This window comes from Pelomonas candidula (genome assembly GCF_043555985.1).
Classification (GTDB): Bacteria; Pseudomonadota; Gammaproteobacteria; order Burkholderiales; family Burkholderiaceae_C; genus Pelomonas; species Pelomonas candidula.
In genome coordinates, this window is record NZ_JBIGIC010000005.1 from 287420 (window position 1) to 303226 (window position 15807).

Genomic DNA, 15807 nt, shown 5'->3' on the forward strand with positions numbered 1-15807 from the left:
CATTTTAAGGGACGGCTCAGGGATGCGGCTGCAGATGGTGGCTGACGTGGTCGTGGCGGTCAGCCAGCAACTGCGGCATCAGCGAGCCGACGACCATACCGGCCAGCGCCGCCAGCAGGCCGGCCAGCTGGCCGGGGAACCACTCGCCCCAGGTCGTCACCTGAGGGAAGAAGGCCACCCAGACCGCGATGCCCGCGAAGATGGAGAAGACGGCCCCCTGCGTCGTCGCGCGCTTCCAGTAGAGGCCGAAGACCAGCGGCACGAAGGCGGCGACCAGCGTGACCTGGTAGGCGGCGCTGACCAGGTCGTAGATGGACGTGCCCTGCAGCGCGATGGCGTAGGCCAGCACGGCAAAGGCGAAAACGACCAGCGTGACGCGCATCGCAACGAGCGACTGCTTGTCGCTCATGCCGGGGCGGATCTGCTTGAGGATGTTCTCGACAAAGCTGGTCGTCGGCGCCAGCAGCGTGGCCGACGACGTGCTCTTGATGGCCGACAGCAGCGCGCCGAAGAACAGGATCTGCATGAACAGCGGCATGTGGCCCATGACGAAGCTGGGCAGCACGCGCTGGTAGTCGTTCTGGGCCAGCTCCAGCGCCTTATCGCCCATGACGGCCACGGCGGCCAGCACGATGAACATCGGCACGAAGGCGAAGGCGATGTAGCTGAAGCCGCCGATCATGGCTCCGCGCTGGGCGGTCTTGGCGTCCTTGGCCGACATGACGCGCTGGAACACGTCCTGCTGCGGGATGGAACCCAGCATCATCGTCAGGCCCGAGCCAAAGAACATGGCCATCTCGGTGAACGTCGGATTGGGCAGGAAGCGGCTCAGGTCGCGCGTCTTGGCGAGATCAAGTACCTTGCCCGCGCCGCCGGCCAGGTCGGCCGCGAAGATGGCGATGACCCCCAGGCCGATGACCAGCACGATCATCTGGATGAAGTCCGTCCAGGCCACGGCCAGGAAACCGCCGATGACGACGTAGACCAGCACGGCCAGCAGGCCGACGATCATGCCGGTCTGCGGGCTCATCGCGCCGTCAGTCAGGATGTTGAACACCAGCCCCAGCGCCGTGACCTGCGCGGCCACCCAGCCCAGGTAGCTGAGGATGATGGCCAGCGAGCAGAAGATCTCGACGCCCTTGCCGAAGCGCTGGCGGTAGAAGTCGCCGATGGTCAGCAGGTTCATGCGGTACAGGCGCGCCGCGAAGAACGCCCCCACCAGCACCAGGCACAGCCCGGCGCCGAATGGGTCCTCGACGACGGCACCCAGGCCGCCCTGCACGAACTTGGCCGGCAGCCCCATGACCGTCTCGGCACCGAACCAGGTCGCGAACGTGGTCGTCACGACCATGATGAGCGGCAGGCTGCGGCCTGCAACGGCAAAGTCCGACGTGTTCTTGACACGCGTGCCGGCCCAGACGCCGATGCCCAGCGTCCCCATCAGGTAGAGCACGACGAAGACGATGAGCGTGGTGTTCATGGGCGAGGCAGGACGGGTTGGGCCGAAAAAAGTGGCGCGGATTATGAAGGTGGCGCGCCGGCCGCTGGCTCAGAAGCCGAGATTCAGAAAGCGCGCGGTCAGCCAGGCCAGCAGCACGCCCAGCGCAAAGCCAGCCGCCCCCCACAACAGGCCGGACAGCAGGCGGTTGGTGCTGCGCAATTCGCGTACCAGTGCCCGCATGTCGGCGTCGCCGCCGCGATGGGCCTGCTGCTTGAGCGCGTCGTGCAGCAGCCGCGGCAACTCGGGGATGAGCTGGGCAAAGCGCGGCGCCTCCTTCATCAGCTGCTTGTTCAGTGCGGGCCAGCCGACCTGCTCGTTCATCCAGCGCTCGAGGAAGGGCTTGGCCGTGGCCCACAGATCCAGCTCGGGGTCCAGTTGGCGACCGAGCCCCTCGACGTTGAGCAGCGTCTTCTGCAGCAGCACGAGCTGCGGCTGGATCTCGACGTTGAAGCGGCGCGAGGTCTGGAACAGCCGCATCAGCACCTGGCCCAGCGAGATGTCCTTCAGCGGCCGGTCGAAATGTGGTTCGCAGACCGCGCGCACGGCGCTTTCCAGCGCGTCGACGCGGGTCTCCGGCGGCACCCAGCCCGACGCGATGTGCAGTTCGGCGACGCGCTTGTAGTCACGCTGGAAGAAAGCGATGAAGTTCTGCGCCAGGTAGTCCTTGTCCACCTCGGTCAGCGTGCCGATGATGCCGAAGTCCAGCGCGATGTAGCGGCCGAAGGTCTCCGGCGCCAGGCTGACCTGGATGTTGCCGGGGTGCATGTCGGCGTGGAAGAAGCCGTCGCGGAACACCTGCGTGAAGAAGATGGTCACGCCATCGCGGGCCAGCTTCTTGATGTCGATGCCGGCCCCCTCCAACACGGCGCGCTGGGAGATGGGCACCCCCTTCATGCGCTCCATGACGATGACCTCGGGGCTGCACAGGTCCCAGTGCATCTCCGGCACCATGACGAGGCCCAGGCCGTCCATGTTGCGGCGCAGCTGGGCGGCGTTGGCAGCCTCCCGGACGAGGTCCAGCTCGTCGTGCAGGTACATGTCGAACTCGGCGACGACCTCGCGCGGCTTCAGGCGCCGGCCGTCCGCCGAGAAGCGCTCGATCCAGACGGCCACCTGGCGCATCAAGGCCAGGTCGTCGTCGATGACGTCCAGCATGCCGGGGCGCAGCACCTTGACGGCCACCTCACGGCCGTCCTTCAGCGTCGCGAAATGGACCTGCGCGATGCTGGCGCTGGCCACCGGCTCGGCGTCGAAGCTGGCGAACAGCTCCTCCAGCGGCCGGCCGAAAGCCCGCTCGACCAGCTCTCGCGACAACGCCGCCGGGAACGGAGGCACCCGGTCCTGCAGCTTGGCCAGCTCCAGTGCGACGTCGCCGGGCATCAGGTCGCGCCGCGTCGACAGCACCTGGCCGAACTTCACAAAGATGGGGCCCAGCCGCTCCAGAGCGAGGCGCAGACGCACGCCGCGGGGCTCCTGCCAGCGCCGGCCCAGCCGTGTGACGCGCCTCAGGACCTGGAAACGGCGGCGGCGCAGCCCCGACAGGGCCAGGTCATCAAGACCGAAGCGCCAGACCGTCCACAGGATGACCAGCAGCCGGGAGACAAACCTCATGCGCCGCTACCGGACATCTTGGGCGCGAAGCGCTCGGCCATGCCCGACAGCGTGCGCCGCAACGCGCGGCCGAACTGCGCCAGCTGGCGCGCCGGCAGCGGGCCGACGACGCCGGCCAGGTCGTCCTCGATGTCCCAGCGCAGGTTGTCCATCAACCAGTGCATCTCGCCGGCGAAGGCAACGTCCCCCTGCACGCTGACCGTCGGCGCCTCGCCGCTCAGCGCCCCGAGCGCCAGCCTGGCCGGGTTGGAGGCGTCGATCTCGATGCGCAGGCCGCCCGGGCCGGCGGCCGCGGCGTCAAGCCGCTCGAAGAGGCCGGCAGGTGTAACGCCGAGTATCAAATCCGGCGCCGCCGGCAGCAGCGACGGCCAACGCGCCAGGTTCACAACGAGGCTGCGCCCGGCCAGCGGCTGCAGACGCCGCGCTGCAATGGGCTCCCGCGAGACGACATGGTTGATGAGCAGCACCAGACGGTCCTGCAGAGCCGGCATCAGCAGCGGGGACAGCGAAGGAAAAGGCCAGGGGGCAGACATGCGCGGGATTGTAGGCAGCGGACCATGAACAAGGGACGCGCCCACATCGGCTGTCAAATTTGTTGGTACAGAATCCCGGTTCGCTTTTTGCAAGACCTTGCCTGTCAAGGCTACTGACCCTACCCGATGTTTGAGGATCGCAGCTACAAGAGGACGTTCTACAGCGCGCCCCAGTCGGTCGAATCGTTGATTGCCGCCTTCCTGGAGCCGGGCATCATCGTCGCGACCTTCCTGCTCGTGAACGGCCATTTCGAAGAGCAGGTCATGCGCCCGACGCTGACGCTGTGCTTGCTGATCTTCGCCCTCACCTTTCCTGGCCGCAACCGCTTCAGTGACCACCCGGCCAGTGCGCTGGTGGACGTCGTCTCCTCCTGGCTGGTGCTGCTGGGCATCCTGCTGCTGTGCGGCTACGCCACCACCAGCCTGCACTACTTCGACGACGAGGTGCTGATCTGGTGGGCCATCATCACGCCGGTCGCCCAGATCGCCGCGATCGAGATCGGCCGCCGCGTGCAGCGCTGGCGGGCGCGTGATCCGAGCGCGCGCCGCACGGCCGTCGTCGTCGGCGCGGGTGCGCTGGGTCACAAGGTCACCCGGGCGCTGCGCGACACGCAGGGCGTCATCTGCCTGGGCTACTTCGACGACCGCAATCGCGAGCGCCTGCATCCCGACGCCGGCGAGGAACTGCTAGGCCCGCTGTCCCGGCTCAGCGAGTTCGTCCGCGAGAAAGGCGTCCGCGAGGTCTACATCACGCTGCCGCTCGGTTCGCAGCCGCGCATCGTCGAACTGCTGGAACAGGTGCAGGGCACGACAGCCTCGCTGTTCTACGTGCCCGACGTGTTCGGCATCAGCATCATCCAGGGCCGCCTGCAGGACATCTCCGGCGTGCCGGTCGTCGGCATCTGCGAGACGCCCTTCACCGGTACCAACGAACTGATCAAACGCATCAGCGACGTGGTGCTGGCGTCCATCATCCTCGTGCTGATCTCGCCCATCCTGCTGATCCTCGCCATCGGCGTGAAGCTCAGCTCACCCGGCCCCGTCATCTTCAAGCAGCGCCGCAACGGCCTGGATGGCGAGGAGATCATCGTCTACAAGTTCCGCTCGATGCGCGCCCAGGACAACGGCGCCGTCGTCAAGCAGGCCACCAAGGGCGACTCGCGCATCACACCTTTCGGCGCCTTCATCCGCCGCACGTCGCTGGACGAACTGCCTCAGTTCATCAACGTGCTGCAGGGGCGCATGAGCATCGTGGGCCCGCGCCCGCATGCCGTCGCCCACAACGAGCAATACCGCCAGCTCATCAAAGCCTACATGGTGCGCCACAAGGTCAAGCCGGGCATCACCGGCTGGGCCCAGGTCAACGGCCTGCGCGGCGAGACCGACACCATCGACAAGATGGCCGCGCGCGTCGAATACGATCTGGAATACCTGCGCAACTGGTCGCTGGCCCTCGATCTGCAGATCATCCTGCGCACGGTGAGGCTGGTGGTGTTCGACCGTCATGCCTACTGAGATCCTTCACGACTTCGGCCGAATCCGGCTTGCTGCTCTAGCTGCTCTAGCTGCGTTGGCACTTCCGGCCCACGCCCAGACCGACGACACGACGCCCTTTTACGTCGGCGGTTCGTTGGGTGTCTCGCACGTCTCCAACATCTATCGGGTCTCAAACGCGCCCAACAGCGACACGGTCGTCAGCGCCGGCCTGCTGGGCGGCGTCGACACGCGCCTGGGCCGTCAGCACCTGACGCTGGACGGGTCGCTGCAAAACAACCGCTACGACACGAACCGCGAGCTGGACTACCGCTCGCACAGCCTTCGCGGCGCTTTGCACTGGGAGACGCTGGGCAATCTGTCCGGGGTGCTGAGCGCCAAATCCGATCAGTCCCTGGCCGACTTCAACATCGGCAACGGCGTCGCGCAGATCTTCAAGAAGAACATCGAGACCAACACCGAGTACCAGGCCATCGCCCGCCTGGGCGTTGCAACGCGCTACACGCTAGAAGCCGGCTGGGCACAACGCAGCCGGGACTTCACCGCCTGGCAATACGACCGATTCGTCTACCACCAAGGCACCAGTTCGCTGGGCGTTTACGCCACACCGGCCGGCAACGTCCGGCTGGGCTTGGTCGGCCGACACACCAACGGCCAGCACCCTCGCTTCCCTGATGGCCGGGGGCTGGAGCTCGTCGACGGCGAAATCCGACCGACCACGTCGCTCAATGAATACACCCGGGACGATCTCGACTTCACGACGAATTGGACGCTGGGCGGCCACACGTCGGTGAACACGCGCATCAGCCGTAGCAGGACCCGCAACCGCCTGGACCTGCTGCGCGATTTCAGCGGCACGACGGGCGCGCTCGGCTGGAGCTGGCAGCCAACGTCAAAGCTGCAATTCAACGCTCAGTACTCGCGTGATACAGGGCAGGAGAGCGTGGTGCGCTCGGCCGACCTGAACCGCGTCTACACGACCTGGCAACTGGACGGCAGCTACGCGCTGACCGGCAAGCTCAGCGTCAGCGCCAGGGCCAGCCGCACTCGCGCCACACGCAACAGCGAATCTGGAGTCGTGGTGCCAGATGCTCTCGACGACACCAAGGCCTACAACCTCAGCCTGCGCTGGGCGTTCTCGCGCGCGCTGAGCCTGGGCTGCCAGTACGACCACATCAGCCGCGACAACAGCGTGCCGGACTACGTCTATACCGCCAACAGCTACGGCTGCACCGGCCAAGCCATCTTCTACTGATGACCACCGTCCTGCTCACCGGCGCGGCCGGCTACATCGCCTCGCACACCTGGCTCGCGCTTCAGCACGCAGGCTATCGGGTCGTCGGCGTCGACAACTTCAGCAACAGCTCGCCGCGCGTGCTGGAACGCCTGGCCGAACTGGCGCCGGCACCCATCGAATTCGAACGCGGCGACGTGGGCGACGCGGCACAACTGAACGAAATCTTCGATCGCTACCGCCCCGCTGCCGTCGTGCACTTCGCTGCCTACAAGGCCGTCGGCGAGTCCGTCAGCCAGCCGCTGGCCTACTACCGCAACAACCTCGGCGGTCTCGTCAACACCTGCGAGACGATGAAGCGCCATGGCTGCGAGCGCATCGTCTTCAGCTCCAGCGCCACCGTCTACGGCTCGCCGGAGCGACTGCCTCTGCGGGAAGATGCCCCCACCTCCGCCACCAACCCGTACGGCGCCACCAAGCTGATGGGCGAGCAGATCCTGCGCGACCTCGGCATCGCCGACCCGGCCTGGCAGACGGCTTGCCTGCGTTACTTCAACCCGGTCGGCGCCCACGAGAGTGGTCGAATCGGCGAAGACCCACGCGGCACGCCGAACAACCTGATGCCCTATGTCGCCCAGGTGGCCGTGGGCCGGCGCGACAAGCTGTCTGTGTTCGGCAACGACTACCCGACGCCCGACGGCACCGGCGTGCGCGACTACATCCACGTGACCGACCTGGCCGAAGGCCATGTCGCCGCGCTGCGCCGCTTGCTGGATCAACCCGGCTCGCTGACCGTCAACCTCGGCACCGGCCAGGGCTACAGCGTGCTGGACCTCGTCCGTGCCTACGAGGCCGCCAGTGGCCGCAGCGTGCCCTACGAGATCGTCGCCCGCCGCCCAGGCGACATCGCCGCCTGCTGGGCCGACCCGGCGCTGGCTCGCGAGTTGCTTGGCTGGGAGGCCAAGTTGGACCTTTCCCGCATGTGCGAAGACAGCTGGTGCTGGCAGCACAACAATCCTCACGGTTTCGATTGAACTGAAAAGCGCTATGGCTTCCAAGACTCCCGTACTCCCCGTCATCATGGCCGGCGGCTCCGGCACGCGGCTGTGGCCGCTGTCGCGGGCGGGCTATCCCAAGCAATTCCTCGTGCTGTCGGGCAACGAAAGCCTGTTCCAGCTCGCCGCGCGGCGCTTGGCGGCCCTCGCCTCCGCCGAGTTCGAGCTGGCCGGCCCCTGCATCGTCGGCAACGACGAGCACCGTTTCCTCGTACTGGACCAGTTGCGCGAAACCAGGCAGGAGCCCAGCAGCGTGCTGCTGGAACCCACGGGGCGCAACACCGCGCCCGCGCTGACGTTGGCCGCACTGGCCGCGCTGGAAGGCGGCAGTGATCCCGTCCTCGTCGTCACGCCGGCCGACCAGACCGTCACGGACGGCGCCGCCTTCACGGCCGCGCTGCAGGACGCCATCCGCATCGCCGCCGAAGGCGGCATCACCATCCTCGGCATCACGCCCGACCGGCCCGAAACCGGCTATGGCTATATCCGCACCCAACTGGACGCCGGCGGCCTGGCCGTCGCGCAGTTCGTCGAGAAGCCCAGCCTCGAAACCGCCCAGCGCTACCTCGCCGAGGGGGACTATTACTGGAACAGCGGCATGTTCGTGCTGCGCGCCAGTGTCTGGGTCAAGGCGCTGGAACGCTTCCGTCCCGACATCCTGGAGGCCACCCGCGCCGCGTGGGCCGTACGCAAGACCGACGCCAAGTTCGTGCGCCCCGGCAAGGCGGAGTTCGCCGCCGTGCCGAGCGAGTCCGTGGACTACGCCGTCATGGAGCGCTGCCCAGGCACCGACATCCCGCTGCGCATGGTCGCGCTGGATGCCGGCTGGAACGACCTCGGCGCCTGGGAAGCCGTCTGGCAGGTCGCCGAGAAGGACGAGGCCGGCAACGCCTTCGTCGGTGACGCGCTGATCGCCGACAGCAGGAACACGCTGGTGCACGCCACCAGCCGCCTGGTCGGCGTCGTCGGCCTGACGGACATCGTCGTCGTCGAGACACCCGACGCCGTGCTCGTCAGCGACCGCGCCCGCAGCCAGGAGGTCAAGCAGATCGTCAACCGCCTCGGCGCCGAGCAGCGCGGCGAACAGGCCCTGCACCGCAAGGTGCACCGCCCCTGGGGCTGGTACGACAGCATCGACAACGGCCCGCGCCACCAGGTCAAGCGCATCATGGTCAAGCCAGGTGCGTCCCTGAGCCTGCAGATGCACCACCACCGCGCCGAGCACTGGATCGTCGTGTCGGGCACGGCTGAGATCGTCAACGGCGACAAGACCATCCTGCTGACCGAGAACCAGTCCACCTACATCCCGCTGGGCCAGACCCATCGCCTAGCCAACCCGGGCAAGGTGCCGCTGGAGATCATCGAGGTGCAGTCGGGCTCCTACCTGGGCGAGGACGACATCGTCCGCTTCGAGGACACCTACGGCAGGACGTGAGCCACCTGCCAACGAAATTGACAGGGAATTGAAATGACCATCCTCGTGACCGGCGGCGCCGGCTTCATCGGCAGCAACTTCGTGCTCGACTGGCTTAGCCAGAGCGACGAGCCCGTCATCAACCTCGACGCGCTGACCTACGCGGGCAACCGCGAGAACCTGGCCTCGCTGGACGGCGATGCCCGGCACATCTTCGTCCAGGGCGACATCTGCGACCGCGCACTGATCGACAGCCTGCTGGCCACCCATCAGCCACGCGCACTTGTCCACTTTGCCGCCGAGAGCCATGTGGACCGCTCCATCAGCGGCCCCGGCGCGTTCATGAAGACCAACGTCGACGGCACCTTCACGCTGCTGGAGGCCGCGCGCGCCTACTGGAGCGCGCTGGACGGCGAAGCCAAGGCGGGTTTCCGGTTTCACCATGTCTCCACCGACGAGGTCTACGGCTCGCTCAAGCCCAGCGACCCGCCCTTCGCCGAGACCAACCCCTACGAGCCCAACAGCCCCTACTCGGCCAGCAAGGCAGCCAGCGACCACCTCGTGCGCGCCTGGCACCACACCTACGGCCTGCCGGTCGTCACAACCAACTGCTCGAACAACTACGGGCCCTATCACTTCCCGGAGAAGCTGATCCCGCTGATGATCGTCAACGCGCTAGCGGGCAAGTCGCTGCCGGTCTACGGCGACGGCCAGCAGATCCGCGACTGGCTGTACGTGACCGACCATTGCAGCGGCATCCGCGCCGTGCTGGCCGGCGGCAGGCTCGGCGAGACCTACAACATCGGCGGCTGGAACGAGAAGGCCAACATCGACATCGTCAAGACGGTCTGCGCGCTGCTCGACGAGCTCAAGCCATCGGCCGATGGCCCCTACGCCCGCCTCATCACCTACGTGAAGGACCGTCCCGGCCACGACCGCCGCTACGCCATCGACGCCCGCAAGATCGAGCGTGAACTGGGATGGCGCCCGGCCGAGACCTTCGAAACCGGCATCCGCAAGACGGTGCAGTGGTACCTCGACCACCCCGAGTGGGTCGCCCGCGTGCAGAGCGGCGCCTACAAGGACTGGGTCTCCAAGCAGTACGCATGACCATGAAGATCCTGTTGCTCGGCAAGGGCGGCCAGGTCGGCTGGGAACTGCAACGCTCGCTGGCCGTGGCGGGCGACGTGGTGGCCCTGGACCACGACGATGGCGGCGACTTCACGCAGCCCGACCAGTTGCTGGCCCGCGTGCAGGCGCTGGCACCCCAGGTCATCGTCAATGCGGCTGCCCACACCGCCGTCGACAAGGCAGAAAGCGAGCCCGAGCTGGCCCGCCAGATCAATGCTGCCACGCCCGCGCTGCTGGCCATCGAGGCCAAGCGCCTGGGCGCGCTGCTGGTGCATTACTCGACCGACTACGTCTTCGACGGCAGCGGCCACCAAGCCCGCGACGAAGAGGCCCCCATCGCGCCGCTGAGCGTCTACGGCAGCACCAAGGCGGAGGGCGAGGACGCCATCCGTGCCAGCGGCTGCCAGCACCTGATCCTGCGCACCAGTTGGGTCTACGCGGCGCGGGGTGGCAACTTCGCCAAGACCATGCTGCGTCTGGCCGCCGAACGCGACCAGCTCAAGGTCATCGCCGACCAGATCGGTGCGCCCACCGGTGCCGAACTGCTGGCCGACCTGACGACCCACATGCTGCGCGCCGCGCGCGTGAATCCGGCGCTCACCGGCACTTACCACGCGGTCGCCGGCGGCGAAACGAACTGGCATGACTACGCCCGCTTCGTCATCGAGTTCGCACACGAGCGCGGCAAGACCATCAAGGTCGCACCCGACCAGATCCTGCCTATCCCGACCAGCGACTACCCCACGCCCGCCAAACGTCCGCTGAACTCGCGCTTGTCCACGACCAAGCTGCAGCAACGTTTCGGTCTGCGCCTGCCGCACTGGCAGCAAGGCGTGGAACGCATGCTGAATGAAATCCTCTGAGAGGTCTCCGATGAAAAACCGCAAGGGCATCATCCTCGCCGGCGGCTCCGGCACCCGACTGCATCCGGCCACGCTGGCGCTCAGCAAGCAGTTGCTGCCGGTCTACGACAAGCCCATGGTCTATTACCCGCTGAGCACACTGATGCTCGCGGGCATCCGCGACATCCTGCTCATCAGCACGCCGCAGGACACGCCGCGCTTCGAGGCGCTGCTGGGCGACGGCTCGCGCTGGGGCCTGAACATCAGCTACTGCGTGCAGCCCTCGCCCGACGGCCTGGCCCAGGCCTTCATCCTGGGCCGTGACTTCGTCGGCGGTGCCCCCAGTGCCCTCGTGCTGGGCGACAACATCTTCTACGGCCACGACTTCGCCGGCCTGCTCGACAGCGCCACCAGCCAGGCCACTGGCGCCAGCGTCTTTGCGTACCACGTGCACGACCCCGAGCGCTACGGCGTCGTCGAGTTCGACGCGGCCAAGCGCGCGCTGTCCATCGAAGAAAAGCCGAAGGTCCCCAAGAGCAACTACGCCGTCACGGGCCTGTACTTCTACGACGAGCAGGTCTGCGACATCGCCGCCAGCATCAAGCCCAGCGCACGGGGCGAGCTGGAGATCACCGACGTCAATGCCGAGTACCTGAAGCGGGGCCAGCTCAACGTCGAGATCATGGGTCGCGGCTACGCCTGGCTGGACACCGGCACGCACGACAGCCTGATGGAAGCCGGCCAGTTCATCGCCACGCTGGAGAAGCGCCAGGGCCTGAAGGTGGCCTGCCCGGAGGAAATCGCCTTCCGCTCGGGCTGGATCGATGCCGCCCAGCTCGAAGCCCTCGCCAAGCCGCTCGCGAAGAACGGCTACGGCCAGTACCTGCAGAAGCTGCTGACCGAGAAGGCCTTCTGATGTCGCTCCTGACGGTCACCCCCACCGCCCTGCCCGAGGTGCTCATCGTCGAGCCCAAGGTGTTCGGCGATGCGCGGGGCTTCTTCACCGAGAGCTGGAACGAGGCCCGTTTCAACGCAGCACTCGGGCAGGACATTCACTTCGTCCAGGACAACCACTCCCGCTCCTCGCGCGGCGTGCTGCGCGGCCTGCACTACCAGCTCGACCCGCATCCGCAGGGCAAGCTGGTGCGCTGCACCTCCGGCGCCGTGTTCGACGTGGCCGTGGACGTCAGGCGCTCCAGCGCCAACTTCGGCAAGTGGGTCGGCGTCGAACTGACCGCCGACAACCACCGCCAGCTGTGGATTCCGCCGGGCTTCGCCCACGGCTTCGTCGTCATCAGCGAGACGGCCGATTTCCTCTACAAGACCAGCGGCCGCTACGCGCCGGAATGCGAAGGCGCCGTGCGCTGGGACGACCCCGCCATCGGCATCGCTTGGCCACTGGACGGCATCACGCCGCAGCTGTCGGCCAAGGATGTGGCCGCGCCCCTCCTCGCGGACGCGAAAACGTTCGGCTGAGACGCGCCAAGCTCGCCGGCCACCGAGCCGCCAGTCAGCTGACCTGGCCCGGCAAGCCCGGGTCAGTCCCGCGCCATGTAGAGCAGGAAGAGGAGCATCGTCACCAGGCCAAGGGTCAGGTTGACGAGCTCGATCCACTGCGTCCTGCCGAGCCCGCCATCGCGACGCCGGGCACGCATCCAGTACAGGATCGGGGCTGCCGCCACGATGCAGGCCAGTCCCCATTGCCAGATCATTTGTTGAACACCCGGTAGAACGACAAAAGCGCCAGCGCGACCAGGATGATGCCCATCACCACACCGCCTGGCACGGTGATCGCCAGCGCCGTGCCCGCCAGCAGCGTCGACAAGGCCCGCATCAGGCTCAACGCCGCGGCACCGGCCAGGAATCCGGAACCAAAGTCGACCAGCCCCTCCGAGTACAGCTCGGAAAGCGCCAGGATCGCCATGTGGATGGCGAACGAGATCGCAAGACAGATCAGAATCGGCGCGCCGATACCGGCTGACAGCAAATACATGCCGACCACGATGATGCCAGCAGCCGCGAACACACCGCCATTGGACCCGCCCTCGATCAGATAGGCACCGGCGCCGGTCTGCACATCAAGCGCAATCAACCCGGCCACCGTCCAGCCCCCCAGGCTGATCGGCGCCTCGTGGACGCTGACCTCATAACCTGCGTCCAGATAGCTCTGCACCTTGGATTGCGTGTTGGCGCTGTGGCGCCACAGCTGGCTGGCGACGATACCGGGATTCGCCTGATAAACCGCTGGTGTGATCGTGAACACCTTCTGCCCCGCCTGAGCCGCGACACTGAGCGCCTTGACCGCGCTCACGCCCTCCAGGCAGTCTGGCAAGCCGGGTTTCGGTGCCATGCTGCCAGGCCGATTGCACTGTGCAGGATCGCTGAAGAACCGCTGCGGAATCTCATGTTCGAGCGCGCTCATGGATTGCCCACGCACACGGTTGAAGCGTATCCACTCCGCGGTGTCCGCATTGCGGCTGACCGACACGACGCGCTCGTGCGGCACGTCGATGTTCACTCCCGAGAAGCGAACCTGCCTCACCACGCCCCAGCTGTAGATCGGGTTGGCCACCGCATGGAAGAAGCCGTAGCTGAGGCCGGGCTTCTCAAGAATGTTGGCCTGTGTCTGGAAGAGACGACCTCGCGTCTCGACAGCGGCAAACCAACTCCAGATAGCAGCCGACAACATGTCGCCGGCCACCTGCTCGCCAGTCAATCCATTGAACGTGCCACCAGCCAACTGCGCTTCCACGGCGACCAGCCGCGATTTGACCCCATCAAGCTGTGCCGCGCCGATGCCCTGCAGGCTCAAACCGATGGCAGTCGCCTGACCTGCCGCGTGACTCTCAGCACGGCTCTCGTCCCAAGTGCCCATGTTGGACAAGCTGGTAAAGCCCGCCGTGCTGACCAGATCAGTCCCCATCGTGACGGCCTGGCTGCCCTGGGCCACGATCTGCCCGTCGAGCAGGATCTGAGGCTTCAGCCGGATCAGATAGGCAGGAAAGCTGGTCGGATATTCACCCGGCTGAATCGGGCTGCCGTCCGCGTGGGGCCTGGGCAGGTAGCTGCTCATCAGGTCCGCGTCGGCCTGTGTCGCCGGCACATACGTCAGCGTGAATCGCTTGCCGGCCAAGCGAGATGTCAATTCCTGATAGCTCAAGACCGCGGACGACTCGTCGCCAAGCCCGTCCTGGGCAAGGAACAACTGAATCCTGAATTGATGCTGAAAGCTCGCCGGCACCTGTGCGGTCTGCTGGCCACTCTGGACCACGGCATATGGAAGCGTGCCTGCGAGTATCTGGCTCACATCCTGCGGAATGACCCTAGCTCCGATCACATCCGCCACGGTGGCACTGCTTTTCTGGCCATCGACGTAGGCCTTGATGCGACCCTGGTAATCGTCCAGCTGCGTCTGCAGTGCGAGCAGGTTCGCGTTGCGGACCCACCCCTGCTGGGCGCTGACCTCGGCACCGGTCAGCAGCGAGTCGACCAAGGTCCGCGCCGCCAGCGGCACAGCGGAGCCGGACAAGTCCATGCCGCCGACCGACGTGTATTGCTTGTAGCTCGCATCCAGCGGCACCCAGGCGTTATGGGCACCATTCGGATTGACGTGCTGGCCGGCGGTCCCCTGCTTGGCGCCACGGGCCGGCAGCCAGTTCACATAGGCCTGCACCCAGACATGCTCCATGCGCACCTTGGCAACACGCCCGCCCTGGACGAGACCCCGGTTGGCGATACCGCCCTGCCCCAGCAACTGCTGCGCGGCCTCGATCTTGTTGACGCCCCCCACCCAGTTCTGCAGCTTGTCAGAATCCACCTCGATGGTGCCGTACTGGTAGCGCGCCGGGATCTTGGAAGCGCGCAGCAGGGCGATCTCCAGGCTGGCAATGTCGTGCGCATTGCCGCGCTTCTTGGCCAGCGTGTCGTCGGCGCTCTGCACCGCCCCCCAACTGGGCAGCCAGTCCAGGTTGTTGCGTACCCAGTTGTGAATGGCCAGCGGGTTGTTGCCCAGCTCAGCAGCCTTCGCCGTGATGGCCGGCGTCAGCTGCGTCTCGGGCGTCTGCGCCAGGTCGGCTTCGGTCGGGGCCTGACCGGGCTCAGGCATCACGTCGAAGTTGATCGGACCGATGTTGCCGGCGGCGGCCAGCATGACCTTGGGCTGGCCCCACAGGTTCTGGAACCACGCCGTCTTCGTGTCGGCGGGCTGACGGGTCGTCGGCTCCGGCGAACGCCAGGGCAGTTGTTTGGGATTGATCGGCACTGCTGGACGACTGGCCGGGAAGCGCTTGAAAAAATCGTCCAGATCAGCCAAGGCGCTGGCACGTGCCGCCTCGTCACCGTCCATCCAGACGCGTGAAGCACGTTCGAACTGTTCCGCACGCTGCTCGAAATCGCGCACTGCCGCATCGTGACGGGCCAGGATTTCGCCCGGCACACCCTTGGCCAGCAGCTCTCGCCGCGTCCCATCGAAATCTGCACGCACACTCGCACGCGACCGGCTCAGCACCTGGAGATGCTCGCGCAGACGGGCCTCGCCATCGGCCCGGCGCTCATCGGACAGCTTGTCGAGGTCGCTGCGCTCCGCCTGGATGCGGATGTCCGGTCCCACCGCACGGACTTCCATCTCGCGCTCGCCGGGCTTGCGCGGCGCGCGAGCCCGCTGGTCGGCATGCAGTGTGCGAACGAGATCCTGGGCCTGCTGGAAGTCGTACGTCAAACGCTCAGCCGGGCTACGGGCCCGCTCGGCCTTGGCCTGCTCGACCTTCTGATTGAGCGCGGCCAGCTGCTGCAGCTGACGCTGTGCCGCCGGGCTGGCAACAGGCTTGTCCTGCGCCAGCACGCTCAACGGACTCAGGGCGTTGAACACGAGCACGCCAATCAGTATGCGGCCGATGCCGTTGAGCATCGGGCGGTGCTTGCGGCCGGTCACGAAGAACGGGGCGGACATGAGGACTCCCAGGAAGATTCAGTGTTGTAGCGATCCGGCGGCAT

13 protein-coding genes are annotated in these 15807 nt (G+C 66.6%); 8 read left to right on the forward strand and 5 right to left on the reverse strand.

The features are described from left to right. Positions 1-16: 16 nt before the first annotated feature. The 3 genes from ACG04R_RS12450 to ACG04R_RS12460 all read right to left on the reverse strand — a co-directional run bounded on the left by ACG04R_RS12450 (position 17) and on the right by ACG04R_RS12460 (position 3645). Complete coding sequence (locus ACG04R_RS12450; RefSeq protein ID WP_394410437.1) at positions 17-1480, reverse strand: high affinity choline transporter 1; 1464 nt, start codon at positions 1478-1480, stop codon at positions 17-19. 69 nt (positions 1481-1549) lie between these two features. Next, positions 1550-3112, reverse strand: a complete 1563-nt coding sequence (ubiB, locus tag ACG04R_RS12455) for a ubiquinone biosynthesis regulatory protein kinase UbiB (protein ID WP_394410440.1) — start codon at positions 3110-3112, stop codon at positions 1550-1552. Continuing rightward, positions 3109-3645, reverse strand: a complete 537-nt coding sequence (locus ACG04R_RS12460) for a hypothetical protein (protein WP_394410443.1) — start codon at positions 3643-3645, stop codon at positions 3109-3111. Before ACG04R_RS12460 ends, ubiB begins: the two co-directional genes overlap by 4 nt. Positions 3646-3771: 126 nt before the next feature. Between ACG04R_RS12460 and ACG04R_RS12465 the strand changes: the two genes are divergently transcribed. From ACG04R_RS12465 to rfbC, 8 genes are read left to right on the forward strand one after another with little or no spacing between them, the layout of a single operon-like run. Next, a complete protein-coding gene (locus ACG04R_RS12465; protein WP_394410446.1) occupies positions 3772-5160 on the forward strand; it encodes an undecaprenyl-phosphate glucose phosphotransferase in 1389 nt (462 codons plus the stop codon). Positions 5161-5215: 55 nt separating this feature from the next. After that, the gene (locus ACG04R_RS12470; RefSeq protein WP_394410449.1) at positions 5216-6394 is read left to right on the forward strand and encodes a porin family protein; all 1179 of its coding nucleotides are present in this window, start codon (positions 5216-5218) and stop codon (positions 6392-6394) included. Next, positions 6391-7407 (forward strand): UDP-glucose 4-epimerase GalE, encoded by a 1017-nt coding sequence (gene galE, locus ACG04R_RS12475; protein WP_394410908.1) that lies wholly within the window; start codon positions 6391-6393, stop codon positions 7405-7407. The genes ACG04R_RS12470 and galE overlap by 4 nt, the downstream gene beginning before the upstream one ends. A 13-nt stretch (positions 7408-7420) precedes the next feature. Then, a complete protein-coding gene (locus tag ACG04R_RS12480) occupies positions 7421-8863 on the forward strand; it encodes a mannose-1-phosphate guanylyltransferase/mannose-6-phosphate isomerase (protein ID WP_394410452.1) in 1443 nt (480 codons plus the stop codon). A 33-nt stretch (positions 8864-8896) separates the two neighbouring features. After that, positions 8897-9952, forward strand: a complete 1056-nt coding sequence (gene rfbB, locus ACG04R_RS12485) for a dTDP-glucose 4,6-dehydratase (RefSeq protein WP_394410455.1) — start codon at positions 8897-8899, stop codon at positions 9950-9952. Positions 9953-9954: 2 nt separating this feature from the next. Further along, entirely contained in the window at positions 9955-10836 is an 882-nt protein-coding gene (gene rfbD / locus ACG04R_RS12490; RefSeq protein WP_394410911.1) for a dTDP-4-dehydrorhamnose reductase, read from the forward strand. A 10-nt stretch (positions 10837-10846) separates the two neighbouring features. Then, positions 10847-11731 (forward strand): glucose-1-phosphate thymidylyltransferase RfbA, encoded by an 885-nt coding sequence (gene rfbA, locus ACG04R_RS12495; RefSeq protein WP_394410458.1) that lies wholly within the window; start codon positions 10847-10849, stop codon positions 11729-11731. 8 nt (positions 11732-11739) lie between these two features. Further along, positions 11740-12291 carry a dTDP-4-dehydrorhamnose 3,5-epimerase gene (rfbC, locus tag ACG04R_RS12500; protein WP_394410914.1) on the forward strand — a complete coding sequence of 184 codons (552 nt, stop codon included), beginning with the start codon at positions 11740-11742 and terminating at the stop codon, positions 12289-12291. A gap of 62 nt (positions 12292-12353) precedes the next feature. Here rfbC and ACG04R_RS12505 read toward each other — a convergent pair whose 3' ends face one another. Together ACG04R_RS12505 and ACG04R_RS12510 are read right to left on the reverse strand one after the other, a co-directional pair. Beyond that, positions 12354-12527, reverse strand: a complete 174-nt coding sequence (locus ACG04R_RS12505; protein WP_394410461.1) for a hypothetical protein — start codon at positions 12525-12527, stop codon at positions 12354-12356. Beyond that, the gene (locus ACG04R_RS12510) at positions 12524-15763 is read right to left on the reverse strand and encodes a transglutaminase-like domain-containing protein (protein ID WP_394410463.1); all 3240 of its coding nucleotides are present in this window, start codon (positions 15761-15763) and stop codon (positions 12524-12526) included. The genes ACG04R_RS12505 and ACG04R_RS12510 overlap by 4 nt, the downstream gene beginning before the upstream one ends. Positions 15764-15807: the final 44 nt, after the last annotated feature.